The sequence below is a fragment of the Pseudomonas fragi genome (assembly GCF_025426255.1).
Lineage (GTDB): Bacteria > Pseudomonadota > Gammaproteobacteria > Pseudomonadales > Pseudomonadaceae > Aquipseudomonas > Aquipseudomonas kulmbachensis.
This window is the reverse complement of record NZ_CP104861.1, coordinates 4023092-4047570: the sequence shown is the minus strand read 5'-3', so window position 1 is coordinate 4047570 and position 24479 is coordinate 4023092. Positions and strand designations below refer to the sequence as shown.

General features: G+C 56.9%; 25 protein-coding genes. 8 read left to right on the top strand and 17 right to left on the bottom strand.

From position 1 onward, the window contains the following. Positions 1-39 precede the first annotated feature (39 nt). From N7D90_RS18780 to N7D90_RS18745, 8 genes are all read right to left on the bottom strand, one after another. On the bottom strand, positions 40-192 hold the full coding sequence (locus N7D90_RS18780; protein WP_261739406.1) for a hypothetical protein: 153 nt from the start codon (positions 190-192) through the stop codon (positions 40-42). A gap of 14 nt (positions 193-206) precedes the next feature. Beyond that, on the bottom strand, positions 207-464 hold the full coding sequence (locus N7D90_RS18775) for an ogr/Delta-like zinc finger family protein (protein WP_261739405.1): 258 nt from the start codon (positions 462-464) through the stop codon (positions 207-209). A 459-nt stretch (positions 465-923) separates the two neighbouring features. Beyond that, complete coding sequence (locus N7D90_RS18770; RefSeq protein WP_261739404.1) at positions 924-1277, bottom strand: putative holin; 354 nt, start codon at positions 1275-1277, stop codon at positions 924-926. Between the two features lie 149 nt (positions 1278-1426). After that, positions 1427-1696 carry a response regulator transcription factor gene (locus N7D90_RS18765; RefSeq protein WP_261739403.1) on the bottom strand — a complete coding sequence of 90 codons (270 nt, stop codon included), beginning with the start codon at positions 1694-1696 and terminating at the stop codon, positions 1427-1429. 149 nt (positions 1697-1845) lie between these two features. Then, on the bottom strand, positions 1846-2880 hold the full coding sequence (locus tag N7D90_RS18760) for an AbrB family transcriptional regulator (protein WP_261739402.1): 1035 nt from the start codon (positions 2878-2880) through the stop codon (positions 1846-1848). Next, on the bottom strand, positions 2873-4387 hold the full coding sequence (locus tag N7D90_RS18755; protein ID WP_261739401.1) for a tripartite tricarboxylate transporter permease: 1515 nt from the start codon (positions 4385-4387) through the stop codon (positions 2873-2875). The genes N7D90_RS18760 and N7D90_RS18755 overlap by 8 nt, the downstream gene beginning before the upstream one ends. 1 nt (position 4388) lies before the next feature. Continuing rightward, positions 4389-4847 (bottom strand): tripartite tricarboxylate transporter TctB family protein, encoded by a 459-nt coding sequence (locus N7D90_RS18750; RefSeq protein ID WP_261739400.1) that lies wholly within the window; start codon positions 4845-4847, stop codon positions 4389-4391. A 56-nt stretch (positions 4848-4903) separates the two neighbouring features. Continuing rightward, on the bottom strand, positions 4904-5881 hold the full coding sequence (locus N7D90_RS18745; protein WP_261739399.1) for a Bug family tripartite tricarboxylate transporter substrate binding protein: 978 nt from the start codon (positions 5879-5881) through the stop codon (positions 4904-4906). Positions 5882-6306: 425 nt separating this feature from the next. On the opposite strand from N7D90_RS18745, the gene N7D90_RS18740 reads away from it, so the two are divergent. Both N7D90_RS18740 and N7D90_RS18735 read left to right on the top strand, forming a co-directional pair. Beyond that, complete coding sequence (locus N7D90_RS18740; protein WP_261739398.1) at positions 6307-6978, top strand: response regulator; 672 nt, start codon at positions 6307-6309, stop codon at positions 6976-6978. After that, positions 6971-8371: a sensor histidine kinase gene (locus tag N7D90_RS18735; protein WP_261739397.1), complete on the top strand. Its 1401-nt coding sequence runs from the start codon at positions 6971-6973 to the stop codon at positions 8369-8371. Before N7D90_RS18740 ends, N7D90_RS18735 begins: the two co-directional genes overlap by 8 nt. Before the next feature lie 55 nt (positions 8372-8426). On the opposite strand, the gene N7D90_RS18730 is transcribed toward N7D90_RS18735, so the two are convergent. Together N7D90_RS18730 and N7D90_RS18725 are read right to left on the bottom strand one after the other, a co-directional pair. Continuing rightward, positions 8427-9230, bottom strand: a complete 804-nt coding sequence (locus N7D90_RS18730) for an HDOD domain-containing protein (RefSeq protein WP_261739396.1) — start codon at positions 9228-9230, stop codon at positions 8427-8429. Positions 9231-9263: 33 nt separating this feature from the next. Beyond that, positions 9264-10208 (bottom strand): YgfZ/GcvT domain-containing protein, encoded by a 945-nt coding sequence (locus N7D90_RS18725; protein ID WP_261739395.1) that lies wholly within the window; start codon positions 10206-10208, stop codon positions 9264-9266. A gap of 138 nt (positions 10209-10346) precedes the next feature. Between N7D90_RS18725 and N7D90_RS18720 the strand changes: the two genes are divergently transcribed. After that, positions 10347-10601 (top strand): succinate dehydrogenase assembly factor 2, encoded by a 255-nt coding sequence (locus tag N7D90_RS18720; protein ID WP_261739394.1) that lies wholly within the window; start codon positions 10347-10349, stop codon positions 10599-10601. Then, positions 10585-11037 (top strand): protein YgfX, encoded by a 453-nt coding sequence (locus tag N7D90_RS18715; RefSeq protein WP_261739393.1) that lies wholly within the window; start codon positions 10585-10587, stop codon positions 11035-11037. The genes N7D90_RS18720 and N7D90_RS18715 overlap by 17 nt, the downstream gene beginning before the upstream one ends. Here the strand turns inward: N7D90_RS18715 and nadB are convergent. Continuing rightward, a complete protein-coding gene (gene nadB, locus N7D90_RS18710; protein ID WP_261739392.1) occupies positions 11006-12622 on the bottom strand; it encodes an L-aspartate oxidase in 1617 nt (538 codons plus the stop codon). The two genes, N7D90_RS18715 and nadB, sit on opposite strands and share 32 nt — an antisense overlap. A 513-nt stretch (positions 12623-13135) precedes the next feature. Here nadB and rpoE point away from each other — a divergent pair. The 4 genes from rpoE (at position 13136) to N7D90_RS18690 (ending at position 16912) form a co-directional block, all read left to right on the top strand. After that, positions 13136-13717, top strand: coding sequence for an RNA polymerase sigma factor RpoE (gene rpoE / locus N7D90_RS18705; protein ID WP_048359852.1), 582 nt, complete (start codon positions 13136-13138; stop codon positions 13715-13717). A 31-nt stretch (positions 13718-13748) separates the two neighbouring features. Then, positions 13749-14339, top strand: coding sequence for a sigma-E factor negative regulatory protein (locus N7D90_RS18700; protein WP_261739391.1), 591 nt, complete (start codon positions 13749-13751; stop codon positions 14337-14339). 8 nt (positions 14340-14347) lie between these two features. Further along, the gene (locus N7D90_RS18695) at positions 14348-15310 is read left to right on the top strand and encodes a MucB/RseB C-terminal domain-containing protein (RefSeq protein WP_261739390.1); all 963 of its coding nucleotides are present in this window, start codon (positions 14348-14350) and stop codon (positions 15308-15310) included. Positions 15311-15490: 180 nt separating this feature from the next. Then, a complete protein-coding gene (locus tag N7D90_RS18690) occupies positions 15491-16912 on the top strand; it encodes a DegQ family serine endoprotease (protein WP_261739389.1) in 1422 nt (473 codons plus the stop codon). Between the two features lie 131 nt (positions 16913-17043). Here the strand turns inward: N7D90_RS18690 and N7D90_RS18685 are convergent, their stop codons facing one another. The 6 genes from N7D90_RS18685 to gcvH all read right to left on the bottom strand — a co-directional run bounded on the left by N7D90_RS18685 (position 17044) and on the right by gcvH (position 24148). Beyond that, positions 17044-17532 carry an RDD family protein gene (locus N7D90_RS18685; RefSeq protein WP_261739388.1) on the bottom strand — a complete coding sequence of 163 codons (489 nt, stop codon included), beginning with the start codon at positions 17530-17532 and terminating at the stop codon, positions 17044-17046. Between the two features lie 92 nt (positions 17533-17624). Then, positions 17625-17837: a cold-shock protein gene (locus N7D90_RS18680; protein WP_261739387.1), complete on the bottom strand. Its 213-nt coding sequence runs from the start codon at positions 17835-17837 to the stop codon at positions 17625-17627. A 386-nt stretch (positions 17838-18223) separates the two neighbouring features. Beyond that, positions 18224-19348 carry a glycine cleavage system aminomethyltransferase GcvT gene (gcvT, locus tag N7D90_RS18675; RefSeq protein ID WP_261739386.1) on the bottom strand — a complete coding sequence of 375 codons (1125 nt, stop codon included), beginning with the start codon at positions 19346-19348 and terminating at the stop codon, positions 18224-18226. A 17-nt stretch (positions 19349-19365) separates the two neighbouring features. Then, complete coding sequence (locus tag N7D90_RS18670) at positions 19366-20742, bottom strand: L-serine ammonia-lyase (RefSeq protein WP_261739385.1); 1377 nt, start codon at positions 20740-20742, stop codon at positions 19366-19368. Between the two features lie 153 nt (positions 20743-20895). Continuing rightward, positions 20896-23754 (bottom strand): aminomethyl-transferring glycine dehydrogenase, encoded by a 2859-nt coding sequence (gcvP, locus tag N7D90_RS18665; RefSeq protein ID WP_261739384.1) that lies wholly within the window; start codon positions 23752-23754, stop codon positions 20896-20898. Positions 23755-23764: 10 nt separating this feature from the next. Then, positions 23765-24148, bottom strand: a complete 384-nt coding sequence (gene gcvH, locus N7D90_RS18660) for a glycine cleavage system protein GcvH (protein WP_261739383.1) — start codon at positions 24146-24148, stop codon at positions 23765-23767. Positions 24149-24479 lie beyond the last annotated feature (331 nt).

Sequence of the window (24479 nt, the reverse complement as noted above, 5' to 3'; positions counted from 1 at the left end):
CCTGGTGTGTAGGTTCTCAGTGTTAAAACTCGATTTGAATCAGGCAGTGCACAATCGACAATTGTCGGTTGTGCCTGTCATTTTTTCTGCAATCGCGCCGACGCGTGCTACCCAAGTCACTGCGTCGAACCGGATGCTCATGCTAGCGAACGTCTCGCTGCCGATACTGATGTCCAGGTAGGTGATGTTCATGATGTTGCTCCTAACTACTTGCAAGGCAGGTTTTCATAAAGTAGAGCTGCTTGGCGCAGTTCACGATTCACGCCGGGAAGGTGGACGTTGGGATTAGGCATGCCGCTGGGAGATAACTCATGGGTCATTTCAAACTCGGCTCTGACTGACCAGCCGCAGGCTTCAGTTGTGCACTGCAAGTAAGCGACACGCAAGAATATGTGGCGACCCTCGCTGGTGCGAATACGCATTTTACTTAGGCAGTGCGGGCAAACCATTTTGTAGGCGCTCATGATTGACTCCAGTTGAACTATCGTAAGGTGCCTGATTGAACATGCACGCTAATTTCAAAAAAAGACCAATCCGTTGATCGTGGGCCAGGATCGTTATGGGTGGGTTTGAAATGTTTTATAAATGGTGTGTAGGTTATTTTTACCTTGCTTGTAGGAGCTGTGGTTGTTGTTAGTGTTTGTTTATTAAGTTCATGTGATCGCGCTTTTTGCCTTTATTTTTATGGGTAAGGTTACATGGCAGAAATACTGGAAGTACTCGGTAAGCGTAAATTCTGCCGAAAAGCTCAACAAAGTCAAATTGGAGTGAGTAGATGTGTGTGGCCTGAAACCAATTGAAATACTTGGGCTGTTGAAAGTGAATTTGATTAAGCCTAGTGCCGCGCCTTCGCCGGTGTCAGGACTGTGGCAGTGAGCTCAAAAGCAGGCTGGCAGTTTCAATTGTTTGATGGGGCTCTTGATTTACTTAGGTGGGCGTAAACGCCGGATTATTTCAACTATGTCTGCTGTATTTACCCAAGCCGTTAATTTTATACTGATGGGGATGACGATAAGTGCGCAAATAAATGCGGTGACACCCGAAGACAAGCCTGGCAGGTGTGGCAGTACCACGGGGGCAAATAAATACCCAACGCCGGCACTCAGGAAAAATGACCCTGGAAATCTCCAGCCTTTCAGGTTGCCGCGCCTGCTCGTCACGATACATGCACCCAGGCTTGCCCCAAATAGAGTGTCACGATCGATCATTGCGACGACGATGGACAGTTTTGTTTCGAAATACCAGTATTGAGCTAGATTAACTATTTCAATTGTCATGGTGTGTACTCTGGGATCAATGTATTTGTTTGATGTAAAGATTCAAGTGGGTAGTTGCCTCGATTTTTGAGTTGATGATGCTTGATGAGGTGAGGTAAAGGGGCGTGTGGTCATGGTTTGCCCCTTGAAGAGCGTCCAGGCAATTCCGCTCAGGGTAGAAGGGTGATGCCGAGCTTAATGGCTTTAAGTACAGCGGCGTGACGTGACGTAACATCGAACTTTAGGCGTAAGTTAGCCATGTGGAAGTTGATCGTAGTTTCTGACCGGCTCAGAATGATTGCAATTTCAGCGCTGGTTTTTCCCTTGGCACACCACTCAAGTATTTCTTGTTCTTTCTGAGTGAGGCTCGGTATGAACGGCTGGGGTGTCGGCGGGGTCAGTCGGCAAAGTGACTTTTCTGAATGAGCAGAACTATGCATGTGGTGTCCTTGCTGTAGTGGTTGGTGTAAGCGCAGGTTCATTGTTTGAGCATTAAAAATAAGCGCACTTGCTACACACCAACAACTCAGTAAGGTTGTAGGAACACCTTTAACATCTTACGAGAATTCCTACATTGATCGGTGGTATTTCAGCGGGAGTGATCCCGCGTCCAGTACCGAAACAAAGGCTCTGCCAAAAACAGCACGAAGATCAGGCGCATGACTTGCAAGGCGGTGACCAGTGGAACTGAAAGTTGCAGTGTTTCTGCTGTAAGGCTCATTTCAGCAATCCCGCCCGGCATCATGCCCAGGGTCATGGAGCGCAGATCGAGTTGGGTAAGAGCACTCAAGCCCAGTGCGCACAGACTGGCGATCAGCATCGTCAGCGCTGTGCCCAGCAGTGTTCGGCCAATGAACGAAGGTGCCCGACGGAAGAACGCTCGATTGAAGTGGCAGCCCAGCCCGCTGCCAATTAACCATTGGCCCATCTGGCTGCTGCCGTCAGGCAGACCGATATGCAAATCCCACAGGATGCTGGCGCTGGCGCTGACTAGCAGTGGTCCGAACAACCACGGGTTGGGTTGACGCAAGCGTTGCCAGATCCAGGCCAGCAAAGCACCTGCTGGAAACAACAACAGTAACCAGTAAACGTTGATGGGGGCGGGGTGTAAGGCAGGTGCACCTTCGCCCAGTAGATACTTGAAGGCTGCCGGGACGCACAGTACAACAGTCAGCACCCGAAGGCTCTGGCCTGCTGCAACGCGGCTTAACACGGCACCATTGCGTGCGCCGAGGTTAACCATCTCTCCCGAGCCGCCGGGCATGCTGGAGAAGAACGCCGTCGCGCGATCCTCGCCGCTGCGACGCATAAGCCATACGCCGATCACACTCGAAACACTGGTGAGCAGGGCGCCAGCCAGGATCAGCCAAAAATGCGCCAGCACTTGCTCCATCACCACGGGCGTGAAATGCAGGCCGATGCCGATGCCGACAATCCATTGTCCGCATTTTCGCCCGCCAGGAATTTCGGCCAGTTGCCAGGGTGTCAGGCAACGTACCAGGATGATCGCGAGCAAGGAGCCGACCATCCACGGCAGTGGCCAGCCGATAAGGCTGGCGAGATAACCGCCGGCCAGACCGACCAGCGGCGTTCCCCACCAGTGTTTGAGTCCTGAATCACGCATCGGCCAAGGCGCGACGTTGAGCACTACGCTTACGCCAGATACGCAGTACAGGCATCAGCAACATGAGCGCAGTCAGTACCCAAACGCCCAACGTGATCGGGCTTGCCCACAGGATTTCCAGTGCACCATTGGAAATCGACAGGGCGCGGCGCAGGTTTTGCTCCATAAGCCCGCCCAGAATGAACCCCAGTAGCACCGGAGACAGCGGGAAGTCGAGTTTGCGCAGGATATAGCCGAAAATGCCGATACCGATCATCAGGAACAGATCGAACGTAGTGGCGTGAACGGCATAGACGCCAATGGCGGTAATAATTGCGATCACCGGCACCAACGCCCAGTTAGGCACCGAAAGTATCCGGGTGAAGATACGGATCATCGGAATGTTGAGGATCACCAGCATGATGTTGGCGATAAACAACGAGGCGATCAGGCCCCAGACGATATCCGGTTGCTGTTGGAACAACAGCGGGCCGGGCGTGATGTTGTACAGCGACAAGGCGCCGATCATCACCGCCGTAGTGCCTGAACCCGGTACACCCAGCGTCAGCATCGGCACCAGCGCGCCGCATGCCGAAGCGCCAATGGCCGTTTCGGGAGCCGCCAGACCGCGCATGTCACCCTCGCCAAATTTGCCGGTAGCACCCGCCAGGCGTTTTTCAGTCATGTAGGCCACGGCACTGGCCAGGGTGGCGCCTGCCCCTGGCAGTACGCCCATGACGAAGCCGAGCAGACCACAGCGGATATTCACCACGAACACCGCCGACGCTTCCTTGAAATTGAACATCATGCGGCCAGTGGCTTTTACGACTTCCTGGCCGCGGTGGGTTTTTTCCAGCAGCAATAAAATTTCGCTGATGGAGAACAATCCCAGTACCAGAACGACAAATTGAATGCCGTCAGTCAGGTGGATGTTGTCCCCGGTGAAACGGTAAACGCCGCTGTTGGCATCAATCCCCACGCACGCCAGAAACAGGCCAATCAGGGCTGCGATAAAGGTCTTGAGTGGCCAATCTCCCGCCATGCCGCCCAGGCAGACAATGGCGAACACCATCAGCACAAAATACTCCGCCGGACCGAAAGCAATCGCCCACTTGGCCAACAGCGGTGCGAACAACACCATGCCGCAGGTGGCAATAAAGGCACCGATAAATGAGCTCCAGGCCGACAACGACAACGCCACGCCAGCCAGTCCCTTGCGGGCCATTGGGTAGCCGTCGAGGGTGGTCATCACGGTCGAAGCTTCCCCCGGGATGTTCAGCAGGATCGAGCTGATACGCCCGCCGTATTCACAGCCCAAATACACCGCTGCCAGCAGGATAAGTGCCGACTCCGGCGGTAACCCGAGGGCGAAGGCGATAGGGATCAGCAGAGCGACCCCGTTGATTGGGCCAAGCCCTGGCAGTAATCCAACCACGGTGCCGATCAAGGTGCCGCACAACGCGGTGACCAGGTTGTAAGGGCTGAGCGCGACGCCGAAGCCCTGGCCCAAATAGCCAAAAGTATCCATATCAGTTCTCCAGAACGTCGAGCAGGCCAAGAGGCAGCGGAACGTCCATGGCTTTATCGAACAGTAAATAAAGGCCGACGCTCATCAAGCTGATGATCACGATGCTGGGCAGCCAGCGCCCGCCATACAGGCGCGCCATCGGGATGCCGATCAGGGTGCTGCTGAGAATGAAACCGAGGGTCTCGAATGTACCGGCGAAAATCAGCAGCAGTACGACACACAGACCAATCTTGGTCAGGGTTTCGCGATCCAGTTTGGGGTCATCTTCGCTATGCACTACGGGCGATGGACGAAAGACCATGTAGATCAGCCCCAGCCCCATCAAAGCCAGCATGAGCAAAGGGAAGGCGCGAGGGCCGACGGGTTCATAGGAAAAAGCCGCCTGATAAGGCCAGGCCATCACCGCCAAACCGAGGCAGACAAGCAGCATTGCAACGGCAAAAACGCGTTGTACGAGCATGGTTCACTCCTGGGCTGAGCCCTATATTCAAGGGCGCAGCCAGCGGTCGGCAGTGGTTACTGGATCAGGCCAAATTCCTGGGCCAGGGTTTTGTAGTCAGCCACCTGCTTTTTCACATAGGTGTCCAGCTCCGGACCGGTCATGGCGAAGGGGAATAGCTGGCGCTGATCACGCAATGCGGCGAACTCTTCGGAGGCCAGCAGTTTGTCAAAGGCGTCTTTCCACCATGCGTAGTCTGCATCGCTGACTTTTGGCCCAAGATAGAAACCGCGCACAACCGGCCATACGATGTCGTAACCCTGTTCTTTGGCGGTCGGAATGTTCTTCATCTCCGGCTCATCCAGGCGTTCGTTGGCGAACACCGCGAGCAGGCGCATATCGCCGCTCTGGATATGCGGCATGGAGTCGGAAATATCCGTACTACCTACTTGAATATGCCCACCCAGCAGCGCCGTTGCGATTTCGCCGCCGCCTTCCAGGGCTACATAACGCAAGTCACGCGGGTTGATCCCGGCGGCCTTGGCGATCAGTGCAGTTTGCATCCAGTCCTGGCTGCCAACCGTACCGCCTGAGCCGATCACCACTTTACTGGGGTCTTTTTTCAGGGCCTGAACCAGATCATCGAGGTTCTTGTAGGGCGAGTCGCTCTTCACCGCAATGGCGCCGTAGCTGGTGCCAACGGCAGCCAGCCACCGCACGGCGTTTTCATCGAAACGGCCGAATTTGCCTTGTGCCAGGTTAAGCAATGAGCCACTGGACCAGGCTACCAAAGTGCCCCCGTCGGCCGGGCGCTGGGCCACCACCGCGTTATAGGCAACGGCACCTACGCCACCGGGCATGTAGGTTACGCGCATGGGTTTACTGAGCAGCTTCTCGTTCACCAGTGCGCTTTGCGCCAGTTTGCAGGTCAGGTCAAAACCACCGCCCGGCGAGGCCGGGGCGATGCACTCGGGGCGTTTTGGCTCAGCCATGAGTTGGCTGGTAAGCAGCATGCAGCTGGCAGCGAGAGCCAGGGAACGCAGGGGAAGTTTCATATTGTCTCCTCAGGAGCTTTTGTTTTTATAGGGTAGTTATTTGTTGCTCAAATTCGTTGGCGCAGGGCTGTGCCTCGCCTGTATCAGGTACAAAGTACGGGCGATAGAAGGCCACTCGCAGGCATGGTGAGACAGGGCGCGAGTACGGAACAAACACAGAAGTGACGGGGCTTGGGCTGATGAGTCAGCATGCAGGTGCTCCATTATTGTTCTTATTGGCGAAAACGCTTCGAGGCGTTTTTCGGGCCGCCATGCAGGCCATGGCGGTAATAGGGATTGCTGTAAGTCTCGCGATGCTAACCGGCTAACCTTTCGCTAACCTTACATAAGGCATTCACGGCTTTTGGGCTTCACAGGGCTCCGGCCGTCTGTACACTCCGCGCACTGAAGGCTGCGTCCTGAACAAAAATAATGAGGTAAACCCAATGCGTGTGCTTTTGGTCGAAGATCAGTTGCAACTGGCCGAGAGTGTCGCCCAAGCCTTGAAGGGCATAGGCTTGACCGTAGATGTACTGCACGACGGAGTGGCCGCTGACCTGGCCCTGAGCAGTGAAGAATATGCGGTGGCGATTCTGGACGTGGGCTTGCCGCGCATGAATGGTTTTGAGGTGCTGGCGCGCTTGCGTGCCCGTGGCAAAACCTTGCCGGTGTTGATGTTGACTGCGCGCAGTGACGTCAAGGATAGGGTTCACGGGCTTAACCTTGGTGCCGATGATTACTTGGCCAAGCCGTTCGAGCTGACAGAGCTTGAGGCTCGGGTCAAAGCGCTGCTGCGCCGTAGCGTATTGGGTGGCGAACGCCAGCAGCAATGTGGATCTCTGATCTACGACCTTGAAACCCGGCGCTTTACCTTGGGCGAAGAGTTACTGACCTTGACTTCGCGTGAGCAGGCGGTGCTCGAAGCGCTGATAGCCAGGCCCGGAAGGGTCATGAGCAAGGAACAGTTGGCGGCCCAGGTGTTTGGTCTGGACGAGGAAGCGAGTTCTGACGCGATCGAAATTTATATTCACCGCTTGCGCAAAAAGCTCGATGGCCAGGCCGTGGCAATTGTGACCTTCAGGGGCTTGGGGTACTTGCTGGAAAGCCGCGATGTTTAAGCTCGACAGCCTGCGCTGGAGTTTGCTCTGGCACCTGACGCTGTTGCTGGTTGTACTGATGCTGGCCAGCGGTTTGAGTGCTTATCTCAATGGCCGTGAAGCTGCCGATACCGCGTACGACCGAACCCTGCTGGCGTCGGCGCGTACCATCGCGGCGGGCCTGTCGCAGCGTGATGGCAGTCTGAGCGCCGACGTACCCTACGTTGCGCTGGATACGTTTGCCTACGACAGCGCCGGGCGAATTTACTATCAGGTCAACGATATCCACCAGCAGTTGATTTCTGGCTATGAAAACTTGCCGGCACCGCCACCGGGCACGCTACGTACCGATGATTACCCGGCTTTGGCGAGTTTCTATAACGGCATGTATTTGGGGCAGAACGTGCGGGTCGTGAGTTTGCTCAAGGCGGTGAGCGAACCCAGCATGAATGGCATGGCGGAAATCCGTGTGGCCGAGACCGATGAGGCGCGGGTGGCTATGGCCCGCAGCCTGATGGCCGACACTCTGCTGCGTTTGGGGATGTTGGGGCTAGGGGCGTTGCTGGTTGTGTGGTTTGCCGTAAGCGCCGCATTACGCCCGCTGGAGCGTTTGCGCACCGCTGTCGAGGAGCGTGAGACGGATGACCTGCGACCTTTGCCGCTGGTTTCCGTGCAGCGGGAATTGCGGCCATTGGTCCAGGCCCTCAATCATTTTACCGAGCGTTTGCGCGGGCAATTCAAGCGCCAAGCGCAATTTATTGCCGACGCGGCCCATGAGCTGCGTACCCCATTGGCGGTGCTCAAGGCCCAGCTTGAACTGGGCTTGCGTGCAGATGATCCGCACGCCTGGCGCAATACCCTTGAGCAGGCAACCCAGGGCACGGACCGGCTGACTCACCTGGCCAATCAGCTCCTGTCGCTGGCACGGATCGAAAATGGCGCGCGAGCCATCGCTGAAGGCGGCGCGCAGTTACTCGACCTCAGTCAATTGGCTCGTGAGCTGGGCATGGCGATGGCACCTCTGGCCCATACCCGGGGTTTTGCGCTGGCGCTTGAGGCCGATCAGCCGGTTTGGTTGTACGGTGAACCCACGTTGCTGCACGAACTGCTGAGCAATCTGGTGGACAACGCCATGGCCCACTCTCCCGTGGGTGGCAATGTCGTCTTGAGAGTCACTGCTCCCGCGGTACTGGAAGTCGAAGATGACGGCCCAGGTATTCCCCCTGAAGAACGCGAGCGGGTATTTGAACGTTTTTATCGACGTAATCAGCAAGTAGCGGGGTCGGGCCTGGGGTTGGCAATTGTCGGTGACATTTGCCGTGCGCACCTTGCACATATCAGCCTGCACGATGGCGTGCAGGGCGGGTTGAAAGTACGGGTTAGTTTTGTCCCGGCCAATGGCGATCGCCGATAGGGTGAGAAACTCCGGGATTCAATCTCTGTAGCAACACAGAGTTTGTGTTACGAGTTCAGATAAACATCCCGCGCGCTTCGTTCAGTTGCTCCTGAAACCTGGGGTCGCCAGCTTCTACCCCCAGTTTCTTGAAGGCGTGCAGGGCGCTCAGTTGCTCAATGTCCTGATGCATGAACACGGTCGCGATTTGCACCAGATCGATGTAGTCAATGGCTTTGGATTGGCGGTTAAAGTCCTGATACAGGCCGGGAAGCTTGAGAAGCATCTCCGGAAACTCCCAAACAGCCAGCAATTTGTCGCCAATCAGCGGATGGATGCTGTCAATCACGTGATTCAGTGAGATCGGGTCGGAGAGCAGTTCGTTGTGTTCTTCGGCGTAGGTCAGGATGGGCAGTACGCCAATTTGATGCACCAGGCCGCCCAGTGCCGCCTGGTCTGGCTTGAGTGAGCTATGACGGCGGCACAAGGAGTAGCAGATACCTGCTACTTCCAGACTTTGGCGCCAAACATCGCGCATTTTTTTTTCGACCGTTTCCGAGCGGGCATGGAAAATTTGCTCCATCACCAGCCCGATTGCCAGATTGCTGCTGTAGTTGACGCCCAGGCGCGTGATGGCGGTGTGCAGGTCCGTAACCTCGCGGGTGGCACGCAGCATCGGGCTGTTGACCACTTTGATCAATCGCGCCGACAGCGCAGTGTCACGACTGATGACCTTGCTCAAATGGCTGACGCTGATTTCAGGGTTTTCAGCTGCCTTGCGGATGTTCAACGCTACTTCCGGTAGCGTGGGCAAAACCAGGTCGTCTCTATCAATGGCCTTAAGCAAGTCCGCTTGGACTCTGTGCGCGAGCATGCTCATATCTCTAGGGTGCTGCGTTTCAATGTGTGGCAATCAACGCTGGATCTCGCGATCACGGTCCAATTGATAAGGCAGCTCAAGCAGCGAAAGGCCAGGGCCTTGCAAGTCACCCAGGTGAATATCGCCCGCTTGGGCCGCATCCGAGGTCAGGACGGCAAGCAATTCGATACCGTTTTCTGCTTGAGCACCAAGCACGACTTCGCCCACTGAACTGCTATGGGAAGGTGCAAACAGAGGGGTCCCTGGCGCGGGTACTTCTTGAGCCGCCTCAAGCGACAAACGGTAGAGGTGGCGTTTGAGTTTGCCGAGATATTGCATGCGCGCGACGATTTCCTGGCCGGTGTAACAGCCTTTTTTGAAGCTGACACCGCCCACGGCTTGCAGGTTGATCATCTGCGGAATAAACAATTCGCGAGTCTGGGCCATGACCTGGCCAATACCCGCGCGGACCTGGCCAAGCAACCATTGGTTGAGGTCGGCTTCAACCAATTGCGCCTTCAAGTGTTGAACAACGCTTTCGCGCTGTGCAATCGGGGCCCACAGTTCTGCACGGCCTTCAGAGGCGCGAATGGCAATCAAACCGTTGGCGCGAGCGACGCTGTCGGTCTCGGCAGGCAGGTTCAGGCCCAGGCTCTCCAGTACCGCGTCTGCCTGGCTCAGGCCAAAGCGTGCCCAGTTGGCGCTGTCGTCGGTCAGTGTCGACTTGGAGAACACGGCGTACTTCTTCAGGTCCGCCAACTGCGGCTCGACCAGCTCATGGGCCATTGCCAGCAGGCAGCCGTTGTCCTGGAGCACGATGCGGAAACTGGATTGCATGCGGCCTTTTTGCGTACAACGGGCACCCAGGCTCGAGCGAGTTTCGCTCAAGTAGTTGAGGTTGCAGGTCAACTGCCCCTGCAAAAACTTGCTGGCGTCGTTGCCGATAACAGCAAGAATACCTTCGTGGTTCAGAGTGCAGAAAAAAGCAGAGTCGGCCATGGGTCATCGCAGGTAAAAAAGTCTGGGGGACATCATAGAGGTGCGCCCTGCAAATGGGTAGTTCCAGGGGACCGACCAAAGCCGACTGTTCTATGACGGATCGGCCTGTATACTTGCGCTCTATTTGAGGAGCGCTCCATGGTCGAAGATGTTGAACTCAATCGTCTCTACTGGCACAGCCGTCGCGGCATGCTTGAACTTGACGTGTTGCTGGTGCCTTTCGTCAAGGAAGTGTACGCCACCCTTAATGATGTAGACCGCGACTGCTATCGCAAGCTGCTGGAATGTGAAGACCAGGACATGTTCGGCTGGTTTATGGAACGCACCGAATCCGAGGACCCTGAGCTGCAACGCATGGTTCGCATGATTCTGGATCGTGTCCAGCCCAAGTAATTATTTTGAGTGCCGCTGGCATGCCTCCGGGCAATTGCTGGCGGCATGTCTTGCAGCCCAGGCCCTGGCGCTGATTTCAATCTGCCTTCTTTCAATCCCGGTCATGGCACGCGTGCTCGGCGTTTTGTTGTGCCTGGCGTACGGTGTTTGGGTGCTGCCACGGCATGTTCGATTGACCCATGCCAAGGCTTTTAGCCGCTTGCGCCGCGATGCCGATGGCTGGCAGCTGTGGAGCCGTGCACGGGGCTGGCAGGCGGTGCAATTGCGCCGCGACAGCCTGGCTCTGCCTTGGGTGGTGATTGTGCGTTTCAAATTGCCTGGTGAATGGCGGGTTCGGGCGGTGTGTATCCCCGCCGACGCGCTGGCGCCAGATCAGCACCGGCGCTTGCGCGTGCGACTGAAGTTCAGTCGGCGTAGGTGGCTGGCACCAGAATAGTGTCCAGGGCTTCGGGCAACATGTGCGGGTAGTCGAGAGTGTAATGCAGGCCCCGTGACTCCTTCCTCGCCATGGCGCTGCGGATCATCAGCTCAGCTACTTGTGCCAGATTGCGCAACTCGATCAGGTCGCGACTGACTTTATAGTTACTGTAAAACTCGTCAATTTCGTCCAGCAGCAAGCGCACTCGATGCTGTGCGCGTTGCAAACGCTTGTTAGTGCGCACGATTCCAACGTAGTCCCACATAAAGCGCCGTAGTTCATCCCAGTTGTGGGCGATGATCACGTCTTCGTCAGAGTCGGTAACCTGGCTGGCATCCCAGCTCGGCAGGGCTATGGGCGCGGCGATGTCGGGCAGTTGGGCAAGGATGTCGGCAGCGGCCGACTTGGCGTACACAAAACATTCCAACAGCGAGTTACTGGCCATGCGGTTGGCGCCGTGCAAGCCGGTGAAGCTGGTTTCGCCAATGGCGTACAGGCCTGGAACATCCGTATGACCATGTTCGTCGACCATTACACCGCCGCAGGTGTAATGCGCCGCTGGCACCACCGGGATCGCCTGCTTGGTGATGTCGATGCCGAACCCGAGGCAGCGCTCATAGACTGTCGGGAAGTGAGTCTTGATGAACGATTCTGACTCGTGGCTGATATCCAGATACACGCAGTCGATGCCCAGACGCTTCATCTCATGGTCGATGGCGCGTGCCACGATATCTCGCGGAGCCAGTTCGCCTCGCGTGTCGAACCGATGCATGAAGCGCTCGCCGTTAGGCAACTTGAGGTGTGCCCCTTCGCCCCGTAGCGCCTCGGTGATCAGAAAGCTCTTGGCCTGCGGGTGATACAGGCAAGTGGGGTGGAACTGGTTGAATTCCAGATTGGCCACGCGGCAGCCCGAGCGCCAGGCCATGGCAATGCCATCACCGCAGGCGCCGTCCGGATTGCTGGTGTAGAGGTACACTTTGGCCGCGCCCCCCGTGGCCAGAATAGTAAAGCGCGAGCCAAAGGTATCGACCTCGCCCGTGGCGCGATTGAGCACGTAAGCGCCGAGGCAGCGATCGCCTTCGAGGCCCAGGCGACGTTCGGTAATCAGATCGACGGCGACACGTTGTTCAAGCAATTCGATATTGGGCCGCTGACGTGCTTGATCGAGCAAGGTCTTGAAGATGGCGGCGCCGGTGGCGTCAGCCGCATGGATGATGCGCCGATGGCTGTGGCCGCCTTCACGGGTGAGGTGAAACTCAAAACCTGGCTGCTCGGGATCGACGGTGTCGTCGCGGGTAAAGGGCACGCCCTGATCGATCAGCCACTGGATGGCCTCGCGGCTGTGCTCGACGGTAAAGCGTACCGCGTCTTCATGGCACAGGCCGCCGCCGGCATTGAGGGTGTCTTCGACGTGGGATTGCACCGTGTCGGTGTCATCCAGAACGGCGGCAACACCACCCTGAGCCCAGAATGTCGAGCCATTGGCCAGGTCGCCCTTGCTGAGGACCGCAATACGCATGTGGCTGGGTAGTGTGAGAGCAAGGCTCAAACCAGCAGCGCCGCTGCCAATCACCAGCACGTCATGTTGAAAATGTTGGCTCATTCTTCTGACATCCGCAAAAAAGCGCCCACTAGTATATAGAAGGGGGGATCGGCACAATGGCCGGGCCTTTATGGCATTGTGAAATTACAGCGGGCATGAAGTGTGCCTCAGACTTGAGTAGTCTGCATGTCGATTTTCACAATTAATCTGCAAGGGGCGTCAAGGCTCAGGGGGACTCGAACCCTGATCCGCTTTCGAGGTGCCGCAGGGTGTACTTCGTACGAAAGTATTGAACTTTTCGTACTGCTCAGCGTTCCATAGAGGGTTGCCCTTGATGCAGGGAAACGGCGCTCAATTTGATGCGGGGTTTGTTTTTCGACTCGACAGCAGAATGTGGCGACAAGATTATCGACGCAGCCGGCCAGGCCCGAGCTGCGTTTTCGTGCGTGCCAAATCCGAGCGCGCAGGAAACTTGCCAGGGGGGAGAGAACTTTTGTGTAAAGCCCGAGTCTATGTTTGCAAGCCTGATCAATTAGCAAAGCAATCTTCCTCCCGGCCTTATGAGGAGTATTCATGCTAGCCCAGGAAGAGGATCAGCAGCTGGTCGAGCGCGTACAGCGCGGCGATAAGCGCGCATTCGATCTGCTCGTGCTGAAGTATCAGCACAAAATTCTCGGGTTGATCGTGCGTTTTGTGCACGACACCCATGAAGCCCAGGACGTCGCTCAAGAAGCCTTTATCAAGGCTTACCGGGCACTTGGTAATTTTCGCGGTGACAGCGCCTTTTACACATGGCTGTATCGCATCGCCATTAATACGGCAAAAAACTACCTGGTATCACGCGGTCGACGTCCACCTGATAGTGATGTGAGTTCAGAAGATGCTGAGTTTTACGATGGTGACCACGGTCTCAAGGATCTCGAGTCGCCGGAGCGCGCTTTGCTCCGCGACGAGATCGAGAGCACCGTACATCGCACCATTCAGCTACTGCCAGAAGATTTGCGTACGGCCTTAACTTTACGTGAATTCGACGGTCTGAGTTACGAGGACATTGCGAGCGTCATGCAATGTCCGGTGGGTACCGTGCGCTCCCGGATTTTCCGCGCTCGGGAAGCCATTGATAAAGCCCTGCAACCGTTGTTGCAGGAAAACTGAGACAGCGGCGACAGCCAAGAGAGGAACCGCCATGAGTCGTGAAGCCCTGCAGGAATCGCTGTCCGCAGTGATGGATAACGAAGCGGACGAACTGGAACTACGTCGGGTATTGAATGCCTTTGACGACACACAAACGCGTGATACCTGGTCTCGTTATCAGGTGGCCCGTGCTGTGATGCACAAGGACCTGCTGATTCCGCGCCTGGACATCGCATCTGCCGTTTCGGCCGCCTTGGCCGAAGAACAAGTACCGGCCAAGGTGGTTCGTGGTCCGTGGCGCAGCATTGGTCGCCTGGCCGTTGCTGCTTCGGTTACCGTTGCTGTTTTGGCGGGTGTCAGGCTGTACAACCAGGATGACATCGTTGGTGCCCAGCTTGCTCAGCAGGCTGCACCACAGAGCCTGAGTGCGCCGATGGCTAAAGGCCCTGCGGTACTGGCCAACTACAGCGAAAGCTCCGATCAGGCCACAGGTCCGATGGCAAACGGTGTTCTGCAAGGTCAGCCCGGTTGGCACGATCAGCGTTTGCCAGGTTACCTGCGTCAGCACGCCCAGCAAGCGGCATTGAAAGGGTCTGAAAGCCCTCTGCCATATGCTCGGGCTGCCAGCCTGGAAAACCGTTAAGGACCAACATGCGCGTCCTACCTCTGTTATCGCTTTTGCTCTGCGGCTGGTTTGTTGTACCTGCACACGCCGATGATGCCCAGGACTGGCTCAAACGTCTTGGGCAGGCCGAGCAACAGCACAGCTATCAGGGCACTTTCGTTTACGAACGTAACGGTAGTTTTTCTACCCACAGCATCTGGCACCGCGTGCAGGATGGGAAAGTTCGTGAACGCTTGATGCAGTTGGATGGCGCTGCACAAGAGGTCATTCGTGCCGACGGGCGCACTGAGTGTGTCACTGGCAAGATGGTCTCCGGGCCTGGAGATGTCAGTGCCGTGTCGGCCAGACAGCTTGATACCCAGAAGCTCAATGACTGGTACGCAGTGACAAAAAGAGGCGACTCAAGAGTTGCAGGTCGGCCGGTGGCGGTGATTTCACTCACCCCGCGCGACCAGCATCGTTATGGGTTCGAACTGTATCTGGACCGTGAAACCGGTTTGCCTCTCAAGTCGTTGTTGCTCAATGACAAGGGGCAACTGCTTGAGCGTTTCCAGTTTACCAGCCTTGAAACAACCACTCCTGATGACAGTGAACTCAAGCCCACAGGCCTTTGCCGTCCCGTTGCCACGGCTGATACGGCGGCCCCTGTGGTCACTACTGCCCATGCTTGGCATTCCGACTGGCTGCCACCCGGTTTCGAGCAAATCAGCAGCACAGTGCGGCGTGATCCACGGACCAAGTCTGAAGTCACCAGCCTCTTGTATGACGATGGCTTGACGCGGTTTTCGGTGTTTCTTGAGCCTTTGCAGGGCACTGCAGTTCCCGATGCCCGTGTACAACTGGGGCCAACAGTTGCAGTTTCACGGCATCTGACCACCCCGCAAGGTGACATGATTGCCACTGTGGTGGGTGAAATCCCGCTGGGAACTGCGGAGCGAATTGCACTCTCAATGCGTGTCGGTAAAGACGAATCTCAGACTAAACCATAGGGCTGGGTCGACATGGCGGGTGACAATTTTCCAATTGCCATTTTTCTATCTTTTAATAAAGGTCAGAGCCCTAAAGGGCTCTGGCCTTGTTTGTTTTCTGGGGCCTTAAAAACGGTCTATGCTTTGGACTTGGTTTTTTAGTGCCTGTCGCTTAACTCTGCTGCTATTAACGGGAGCTGTATGTCGATGCCTCGATTGAAAACTTATTTACCTATTTTTGCAGCCGTGCTGATGCTCGGGCAGGCAGTTCCGGTGATGGCTGAAGCGCAGTTGCCTGATTTTACGCAACTGGTCGAGCAAGCTTCGCCAGCCGTGGTGAATATCAGCACCACGCAAAAGTTGCCGGAGCGCAAAGTATCAAGCATGGGGCAAATGCCCGACCTGGAAGGCTTGCCGCCTGGTCTGCGCGACTTCTTTGAACGCAGTATGCCGCCTGGTGGCAAAGGTGAGCGGCAACGCGAGGCTCAATCCTTGGGGTCGGGCTTTATCATCTCGCCCGATGGCTACATCCTGACCAACAACCACGTTGTGGCAGATGCTGATGAAATCATCGTGCGCCTGTCTGATCGCAGCGAAATGAAGGCCAAGCTGGTTGGTACTGACCCACGTTCCGACGTTGCGCTGCTGAAAATCGAAGGCAAAAACCTGCCTGTACTGAAACTGGGCAAGTCTCAGGATCTCAAGGCCGGTCAGTGGGTGGTTGCCATCGGCTCACCGTTTGGCTTTGACCACACCGTGACCCAAGGCATTATCAGCGCTATCGGTCGCAGCCTGCCGAATGAAAGCTACGTGCCGTTTATCCAGACTGACGTGCCGATCAACCCGGGTAACTCGGGTGGCCCGCTATTTAACCTGGCGGGTGAAGTGGTGGGTATCAACTCGCAAATCTACACCCGCTCGGGCGGCTTTATGGGCGTGTCCTTCGCGATCCCTATTGATGTCGCCATGGATGTTGCCAATCAGCTCAAGGCTGGCGGCAAGGTCAGCCGTGGTTGGTTGGGCGTAGTGATTCAAGAGGTCAACAAGGATCTGGCCGAGTCGTTTGGCCTGGACAAGCCAGCTGGTGCGCTGGTGGCACAGGTACTTGATAACGGGCCGGCTGCCAAAGGTGGTTTGCAAGTTGGCGACGTGATTCTGAGCATGAATGGTCAGCCGATCATCATGTCGGCAGATTTGCCGCATCTGGTTGGCGCTCTCAAGGCCGGTAGCAAGGCAACCCTTGAAGTGATTCGTGACGGCAAGCGCAAAAACCTCGACCTGACTGTCGGTGCTATCCCTGATGATGCGAAAGATCTCGCTTCAGGCACGGGTGCCGAGCAAAGCAGCAACCGTCTGGGTGTGTCCGTGGCCGACTTGAGCGAAGAGCAGAAGAAAGCCAACGACATCAAGGGTGGCGTGATCATCACCGACGTTCAGGACGGTCCTGCGGCCTTGATCGGCTTGCAACCTGGCGACGTGATTACTCACCTGAACAATCAGGCAATTAGCAATGGTAAGGAGTTCACTGAAATTGCCAAGGCATTGCCGAAGAATCGCTCGGTGTCGATGCGGGTTCTGCGTCAGGGTCGTGCCAGCTTCATAACCTTCAAGCTGGCTGAGTAAGCCATAGATATCTGTAGCCGCTGCCGAGGGCTGCGATGGGTTGCGTAGCAACCCCTGTTTGAAGATCCTTTGGATCTTGTTATTCGCAACGCAGCAACAAAAAAGCCCGTATCGAGAGATACGGGCTTTTTTTATTTCTTGGTTTTGGGGATGCGCACCAACTGAGTGTTGGAATACATGTCATGCCAGGTGCGGTTTTGCTTGTCGAAGACCGACCAGATGAACCCCAGACCCAGGCATAGCCATGAGCCGATGGAGACGATAAACCGCAACAAGGCTTGCCACAGGCTGATGGCCGTACCGTCCGCATTTTGCACGCGTATGCCCCAGACTTGCATGCCCAGGGTTTGCCCGGAATGGGTCCAGAACTTGGCAAAGAAACCGAACAGGACAAAAAACAGGATGGTCGAGAGTAATGGGTCGCCATCCAGGGCACCGGCCTCGGAAAGTGCCCTCATTTTGGCTTCGCCGATAAAGCTCATCATGATCAGCTTGTAAATAAAGGTGGTGACAATCAGCAGGGCGGTACACAGCAGAAAATCATAGAACATGGCTGCCAGGCGGCGCCCCAGGCCAACGGCGGGAAATTCGCCTTGAGGGCTAAGTGGTTGTTTCGACATGGCAGGGTCTCGTGAAGGAAAAGAGCCATCTTACGGAATTACGGCCATAAAAAAGCCTCTGATGTCACCATCAGAGGCTTTTGTGCGCGAGATCAGGCTTCTGGTTGAACTTCGTCAGCCTGCAGGCCTTTTTGGCCTTGAACTGCGATGAAGGTCACTTTTTGGCCTTCTTTCAGGCTTTTGAAGCCGTTGCCCTGAATGGCACGAAAGTGCACAAACAGATCTGGACCACTTTCAGGGGTGATGAAACCAAACCCTTTTTCGTCGTTGAACCACTTGACGGTACCGCTCTGACGTTGGGACATTTCTTAATTCCTTTGACGCTAACAATTAATGACAGCCTCTTTCACATGAAAGAGTTCTGGTGCTGGGTTGCAGGAAAGTAAGAGACGCAGAACGGGTTGTAGCAAACGTAGAGCTACTGCCCAGGTCACGATTCCAGCGACCCATGCAAACACAGTAGGCAAACTCTACGAAACTGGAATTGAAAATACAAGCCCCGTTAATAAGCGGGCGATACCGGGTTATTAACCTGCAACGGGAAGTTATAAGTGCGGATTAATCATAGAGAGGTTCAATTGTTTTCGAGTTTAAAACAGTGTTTTCGCTATCGAATCTTAGTGCAGTCCAGGAGCAGTTGCATGCTACGTTAGTGTGTAAACATGCAACTGTCTTACTTGAGGTTAGACGCTTAGCCTCTGTAATAACGCTGTGCGACAAATGGCATTTTCGACACTTTCATGGGTACACGCTTGCCTCGCACAATCGCCCAGACTTCAGAGTCCACCGGGGTGAACGCGATATCCAGATAAGCCATTGCCAGGGGCGCGCCCAGAGTTGGGCCAAAACCGCCGCTGCACACAGTTCCAATCACAGTGCCGTCGGCGTCGACAATTTCCGCGCCTTCACGTACCGGGGTGCGCTCCTGTGGCAGCAAGCCCACGCGTTTGCGTGCCACGCCATTTTGCTGCTGGGCAAAGATGCTCTCGGCACCCGGGAACCCGCCAGGACGCAGGCCATCGGCGCGGCGAGCCTTGGAGATTGCCCACAGCAGGCTGGCCTCAATTGGCGTGGTGCTGTCGTTCATGTCATGCCCGTACAGGCACAGGCCAGCTTCCAGGCGCAGCGAGTCCCGTGCGCCGAGGCCGATGGCCTGGACTTCTGGTTCTGCCAGCAGGCGACGTGCCAGTTCTTCGGCGCGATCGGCCGGTACTGAAATCTCAAAGCCGTCTTCGCCGGTATAGCCAGAGCGGCTGACGTAGCAGTCCGCGCCCAGCAATGTCACCGGGGCAAATTGCATAAAGGTCATTTTTGCCACTTCTGGCGCCAGGCGTTGCAGCACGTTGACGGCTGCCGGGCCTTGCAGGGCGAGCAGGGCGCGCTCTTCAAACAACGGCTGGATCTGGCAGTGGGCGCTCAAATGCTTGCGCAGATGCGCCAGGTCCTGATCCTTGCACGCGGCGTTAACCACCAAAAACAGTTCGTTATTGCCCAGATTGGCAACCATCAAGTCATCGAGGATGCCACCTTGTTCGTTGGTGAACATGGCATAGCGTTGCATGCCCTCCGGCAGGTCGATGATGTCGACCGGCACCAGAGTTTCAAGGGCCTTGGCTGCATCAGCGCCGATCAGGCGGATCTGGCCCATGTGCGATACATCGAACAACCCGGCCTGTTCACGGGTGTGCTGGTGTTCTTTCATCACCCCCAGCGGGTACTGCACGGGCATGTCGTAGCCGGCGAACGGCACCATACGGGCACCGAGTTCAAGGTGCAGTGCGTGCAGCGGGGTTTGAAGCAGTTGTTCGGTGGACATTCGAGACTCCTTGAAAATCAGCACTCAATAATGTTGACAGCCAGACCGCCGCGAGCGGTCTCCTTGTATTTGCTTTTCATGTCGGCGCCGGTCTGGCGCATGGTGCGGATCACCTTGTCCAGCGAGACAAAGTGCTGGCCGTCACCGCGCAAGGCCATGCGTACCGCGTTGATTGCCTTGACTGAACCCATTGCATTGCGTTCGATGCACGGCACTTGGACCAGGCCGCCAATCGGGTCGCAGGTCAGGCCGAGGTTGTGCTCCATGCCGATCTCGGCAGCATTCTCGACTTGCTGTACGGTGCCACCCAGCACTTCGCACAACGCGCCAGCCGCCATTGAACAGGCCACGCCGACCTCGCCCTGACAGCCGACTTCGGCGCCGGAGATCGAGGCATTTTCCTTGTACAAAATGCCAATGGCGGCGGCGGTCAGCAGAAATCGCACCACCCCGTCTTCATTGGCTCCGCCAATAAAGCGCATGTAGTAATGCAGCACGGCAGGAATGATCCCGGCCGCGCCGTTGGTAGGTGCGGTGACCACACGTCCGCCGTTGGCGTTTTCTTCATTGACCGCCAGCGCGTACAAATTCACCCAGTCGAGCACCGACAGCGCATCGCGCAACGCGGCCTCAGGGTTGCTGCACAGCTGACGATGCAGCGCAGCCGCCCGACGCTTGACCTTCAACCCGCCGGGCAAAATGCCTTCGTTGCGACAACCGGCACTCACGCAGTCCTGCATCACTTGCCAGATTTTCAGCAAGCCGCTGCGCGTCTCGGCCTCGGGGCGCCAAGCGCTTTCGTTGGCCATCATCACTTCACTGATCGACAGGTTGTGAGTGACGCAATGGCGCAACAGGTCCTTGGCGGTCTTGAAGGGGTATTTCAGTGCGGTGCTGTCTTCGACAATGCGGTCAGCGCCCGCTGCGCCTTCATCGACCACAAAGCCGCCACCGACCGAGTAGTACTCGCGGCTGCGGATCTGAATTCCAGCGCCATCGAGTGCTCTGAAAATCATGCCGTTGGGGTGATAGGGCAGGGGTTTGCGAATCATCGCCAGGTGCGACTTTTCGTTGAAATCGATGGGGTGTTGGCCCAGCAGGTTCAAGCGCCCGCTACTGCGAATGGCGGCCAGACGTTCGGCCACGGTTTCGGTGTCAACGGTATCCGGGTGTTCACCTTCGAGCCCCAGCAATACGGCTTTGTCGCTGCCGTGTCCTTTGCCGGTGGCGCCGAGGGAACCGTAGAGTTCAACTTTTACGCAGGCGGTGTGTTGCAGCATTTCATCACGGCGCAGACCTTCGACAAAACGCGCAGCAGCACGCATGGGGCCGACGGTATGGGAGCTGGAGGGGCCGATGCCAATCTTGAACAGGTCGAACACGCTTAAAGACATAGGGTTCTCCGGTTTCTTATTGTGTAGTGCAACTTCGATCCCTGTGGGAGCTGGCTTGCCTGCGATAGCATCACTGCGGTCTGGCTGCAAAACCGCATTGCCTGTATCGCGAGCAAGCCCGCTCCCACATTTGGATCTCCATGACCCGGTTGCTTATGCTTCCTGATAGCTTTCGATCGAAGGGCAGGCGCAAATCAGGTTGCGGTCGCCAAACACGTTGTCGACCCGGCCAACCGGTGGCCAGTACTTGCCTTCGATCAGGGATGCAACCGGGTACACCGCTTGTTCGCGGCTGTACGGGTGGGTCCATTCGCCGACCATTTCAGCGGCGGTATGCGGAGCGTTTTTCAGCGGGTTGTCTTCCTTGTCCAGGCTGCCGTTTTCAACGGCGCGAATTTCTTCACGGATACAGATCATGGCGTTGCAGAAGCGGTCCAGTTCTTCCTTGGATTCGCTTTCGGTTGGCTCGATCATCAACGTGCCTGCCACCGGGAACGACATGGTTGGAGCGTGGAAGCCAAAGTCGATCAGGCGCTTGGCCACGTCATCGACGCTGATACCGCTGGTTTCCTTGAGCGGGCGCAGGTCGAGGATGCATTCGTGGGCCACCAGGCCATTGCTGCCCGAGTACAGCACCGGGTAGTGCTCCTCGAGACGACGGGCGATGTAGTTGGCATTGAGGATGGCCAGCTGCGAAGCGCGCTTGAGACCTTCGCCGCCCATCATGCGGATGTACATCCAGGTGATTGGCAAGATGCTGGCGCTGCCGAACGGTGCCGCACATACCGCGCCTTCCTTGCGTTCCATTGCCGCGTGACCCGGCAGGAACGGCGTGAGGTGCGATTTGACGCCAATCGGGCCAACACCCGGGCCGCCACCGCCATGTGGGATGCAGAAGGTTTTGTGCAGGTTGAGGTGGGACACGTCGCCGCCGAACTTGCCCGGTGCGCACAGGCCCACCATCGCGTTCATGTTAGCGCCGTCGATGTACACCTGGCCGCCGTTGTCATGAATGATGCCGCAGATTTCGCGGATGCCTTCTTCGAACACACCGTGGGTCGACGGGTAGGTGATCATCAGCGCGGCGAGGTGATCGCGGTGCTCGATGGCCTTGGCGCGCAGGTCTTCAATATCGACGTTGCCCCGTGCATCACAGGCCGTTACCACCACGCGCATACCGGCCATGTTGGCAGTTGCCGGGTTGGTACCGTGGGCCGAAGACGGGATCAGGCAGATGTCGCGGCGCTCTTCGCCACGGCTCTGGTGATAGGCGCGGATCGCCAACAGACCGGCGTACTCGCCTTGGGAACCGGCGTTCGGTTGCAAGGATATGGCGTCGTAACCGGTGGCCGCGCAGAGCATGGCCTCAAGTTCTGTGGTCAGTTGTTGATAGCCCAGGCTTTGCTCGGCAGGAGCAAAGGGGTGCAGGCTGCCGAACTCGGCCCAGGTCACCGGGATCATTTCGCTGGCAGCGTTGAGCTTCATGGTGCACGAACCCAGCGGGATCATGGTGCGGTCCAGCGCCAGGTCCTTGTCCGCCAGACGACGCAGGTAACGCATCAGTTCGGTTTCAGAGTGGTAACGGTTGAACACCGGGTGGCTGAGGATCGGTGACTGGCGCACCAAGGCGGCTGGCAGGGTGCCGGTCACGGTCTGGGCCAGTGCGTCGAAGTCAGGCAGGGTCTGACCATCGGCGGCGAGCAGGGTCCACAGGGCGATTACGTCGCTCTGGCTGCTGGTTTCATCCAGCGACAGGCCCAGACGCTGATCGTCGACCACACGCAGGTTGATGCTTTGTGCGTGGGCCTTGGCGTGCAGGGCGGTGGTGGCGCTGGCGGTGTTGAGAGTCAGCGTGTCGAAGAACTGTTCTTGCTCGACTTTCAGCCCCAGCGCGCTCAGGCCCTGAGCCAGGATCGCGGTCAGTTGGTGAATGCGCCCAGCGATCTGGGTCAGGCCTTTGGGACCGTGGTACACGGCGTACATGCTGGCGATGTTGGCCAACAGCACTTGCGCGGTGCAGATGTTGCTCGTGGCCTTCTCGCGGCGGATATGTTGCTCGCGGGTTTGCATGGCCAGGCGCAGTGCCGGTTTGCCGTGACGGTCAACCGAAACGCCGACCAGACGGCCAGGCATGTCGCGCTTGAACGCGTCGCGGGTAGCGAAGTAAGCCGCGTGCGGGCCACCAAAGCCCAGGGGCACGCCAAAACGCTGGGCGCTGCCGATGGCCACGTCAGCACCGAACTCGCCCGGAGGCGTCAGCAGGGTCAGGGCCAGCAGATCGGCGGCAACGGCCACCAGTGCGTTGGCCGTGTGGAAACGCTCAACCAATGTACGGTAGTCGAACACGTCACCGTTGCTTGCCGGGTACTGCAGCAGAGCGCCGAAGAAGATCGATACGTCAGTCAGCTCGCGTTCGTCAGCGACCACCACCTCAATGCCCAGCGGCTCGGCACGGGTGCGCAGCACGTCGAGGGTTTGCGGGTGGCAGTGGCTGGACGCAAAGAAGCTGTGGCTGTTTTTGTTCTTGCTCAGGCGTTTGCAAAAGGTCATCGCTTCGGCAGCGGCGGTGGCTTCGTCGAGCAATGAAGCGTTGGCAATCGGCAGGCCGCTAAGGTCGCTGATCAGGGTCTGGAAGTTGAGCAGCGCTTCGAGACGGCCTTGGGAAATTTCAGGCTGATACGGCGTGTAAGCGGTGTACCAGGCCGGGTTTTCCAGCAGGTTGCGCAGGATCGGTGAAGGCGTGTGGCAGTTGTAGTAGCCCTGGCCGATATAGGTTTTGCACAGCTGGTTCTTGGCTGCGATGGCTTTGATCGAGGCCAGTGCATCGGCTTCGCTTTGACCCGCCGGCAAGTTGAGCACGCTGGTGCCCTTGATGCTTTCCGGGATCACGCTGGCGCTGAGGCCTTCAAGGGAATCAAAGCCGAGGGTGGCAAGCATCGCCTGCTCATCGGCCTGGCGCGGGCCGATATGGCGGGCGATGAATTCATTGGCAGTGCTGAGATTGATAGTCATGGCTGAGTTCTCAGTTGTCGTCTTGGGCTTTGATCAGGCGGTCGTAGGCGTCCTGATCGAGCAGCTTGTCGAGCGCATCGGCATCGGCGGGCTTGAAACGGAAGAACCAGCCTTCGCCCAGCGGATCTTCGTTGACCAGTTCCGGGCTGCTGTCGAGCGCGGGGTTCACTTCGAGCACTTCACCGTCCAAAGGCATGTACACGCCACTGGCAGCCTTGACCGACTCAACAGTAGCGGCTTCTGCACCCTTGTCGTAGGACTGCAACTCAGGCAACTGCACAAACACCACGTCACCCAGAGCGTTTTGCGCAAACGCGGTAATCCCCACGGTTACGCTGCCGTCGGCTTCGGCGCGCAGCCATTCGTGGTCTTCAGTAAAACGCAATTCGCTCATGGAAACTCCTCAGGGCCAGACATGTCTGGTGGTCACAGGTAAATGCTCGTGAAGACCGAGCTTATTGAGAGTTCATTGCAAAATGGCTGCCAGTTTATAAATATCCTTATCTATCAATTAGTTATGTATTTATAAGGATCAGATTTACAACTGTGCTGTAGCGAAATCGCTACAGCACAAAGGCAATAAAAAAATTCAAGAGGATCAAAGCCTTGCGTGGCTGCGGTTTAGAGGGGCTGTATCGATATCGCTCCACTGGAGTGATATCGATACGGACGAGGGGAGGGCTCTGTGGGAGCGAGCCTGCTCGCGATGCCTGCGACGCGGTCTG

Coding starts and splice junctions, on each gene's coding strand:
- N7D90_RS18690 (WP_261739389.1), top strand. CDS start 15,491: ATGTCGATGCCTCGATTGAAAACTTATTTACCTATTTTTGCAGCCGTG.
- N7D90_RS18745 (WP_261739399.1), bottom strand. CDS start 5,881: ATGAAACTTCCCCTGCGTTCCCTGGCTCTCGCTGCCAGCTGCATGCTG.
- rpoE (WP_048359852.1), top strand. CDS start 13,136: ATGCTAGCCCAGGAAGAGGATCAGCAGCTGGTCGAGCGCGTACAGCGC.
- N7D90_RS18720 (WP_261739394.1), top strand. CDS start 10,347: ATGGTCGAAGATGTTGAACTCAATCGTCTCTACTGGCACAGCCGTCGC.
- N7D90_RS18700 (WP_261739391.1), top strand. CDS start 13,749: ATGAGTCGTGAAGCCCTGCAGGAATCGCTGTCCGCAGTGATGGATAAC.
- N7D90_RS18760 (WP_261739402.1), bottom strand. CDS start 2,880: ATGCGTGATTCAGGACTCAAACACTGGTGGGGAACGCCGCTGGTCGGT.
- N7D90_RS18765 (WP_261739403.1), bottom strand. CDS start 1,696: ATGCATAGTTCTGCTCATTCAGAAAAGTCACTTTGCCGACTGACCCCG.
- N7D90_RS18680 (WP_261739387.1), bottom strand. CDS start 17,837: ATGTCCCAACGTCAGAGCGGTACCGTCAAGTGGTTCAACGACGAAAAA.
- N7D90_RS18750 (WP_261739400.1), bottom strand. CDS start 4,847: ATGCTCGTACAACGCGTTTTTGCCGTTGCAATGCTGCTTGTCTGCCTC.
- nadB (WP_261739392.1), bottom strand. CDS start 12,622: ATGAGCCAACATTTTCAACATGACGTGCTGGTGATTGGCAGCGGCGCT.
- N7D90_RS18755 (WP_261739401.1), bottom strand. CDS start 4,387: ATGGATACTTTTGGCTATTTGGGCCAGGGCTTCGGCGTCGCGCTCAGC.
- N7D90_RS18740 (WP_261739398.1), top strand. CDS start 6,307: ATGCGTGTGCTTTTGGTCGAAGATCAGTTGCAACTGGCCGAGAGTGTC.
- N7D90_RS18695 (WP_261739390.1), top strand. CDS start 14,348: ATGCGCGTCCTACCTCTGTTATCGCTTTTGCTCTGCGGCTGGTTTGTT.
- N7D90_RS18780 (WP_261739406.1), bottom strand. CDS start 192: ATGAACATCACCTACCTGGACATCAGTATCGGCAGCGAGACGTTCGCT.
- N7D90_RS18775 (WP_261739405.1), bottom strand. CDS start 464: ATGAGCGCCTACAAAATGGTTTGCCCGCACTGCCTAAGTAAAATGCGT.
- gcvP (WP_261739384.1), bottom strand. CDS start 23,754: ATGACTATCAATCTCAGCACTGCCAATGAATTCATCGCCCGCCATATC.
- N7D90_RS18685 (WP_261739388.1), bottom strand. CDS start 17,532: ATGTCGAAACAACCACTTAGCCCTCAAGGCGAATTTCCCGCCGTTGGC.
- N7D90_RS18730 (WP_261739396.1), bottom strand. CDS start 9,230: ATGAGCATGCTCGCGCACAGAGTCCAAGCGGACTTGCTTAAGGCCATT.
- N7D90_RS18735 (WP_261739397.1), top strand. CDS start 6,971: ATGTTTAAGCTCGACAGCCTGCGCTGGAGTTTGCTCTGGCACCTGACG.
- N7D90_RS18770 (WP_261739404.1), bottom strand. CDS start 1,277: ATGACAATTGAAATAGTTAATCTAGCTCAATACTGGTATTTCGAAACA.
- gcvH (WP_261739383.1), bottom strand. CDS start 24,148: ATGAGCGAATTGCGTTTTACTGAAGACCACGAATGGCTGCGCGCCGAA.
- gcvT (WP_261739386.1), bottom strand. CDS start 19,348: ATGTCCACCGAACAACTGCTTCAAACCCCGCTGCACGCACTGCACCTT.
- N7D90_RS18670 (WP_261739385.1), bottom strand. CDS start 20,742: ATGTCTTTAAGCGTGTTCGACCTGTTCAAGATTGGCATCGGCCCCTCC.
- N7D90_RS18725 (WP_261739395.1), bottom strand. CDS start 10,208: ATGGCCGACTCTGCTTTTTTCTGCACTCTGAACCACGAAGGTATTCTT.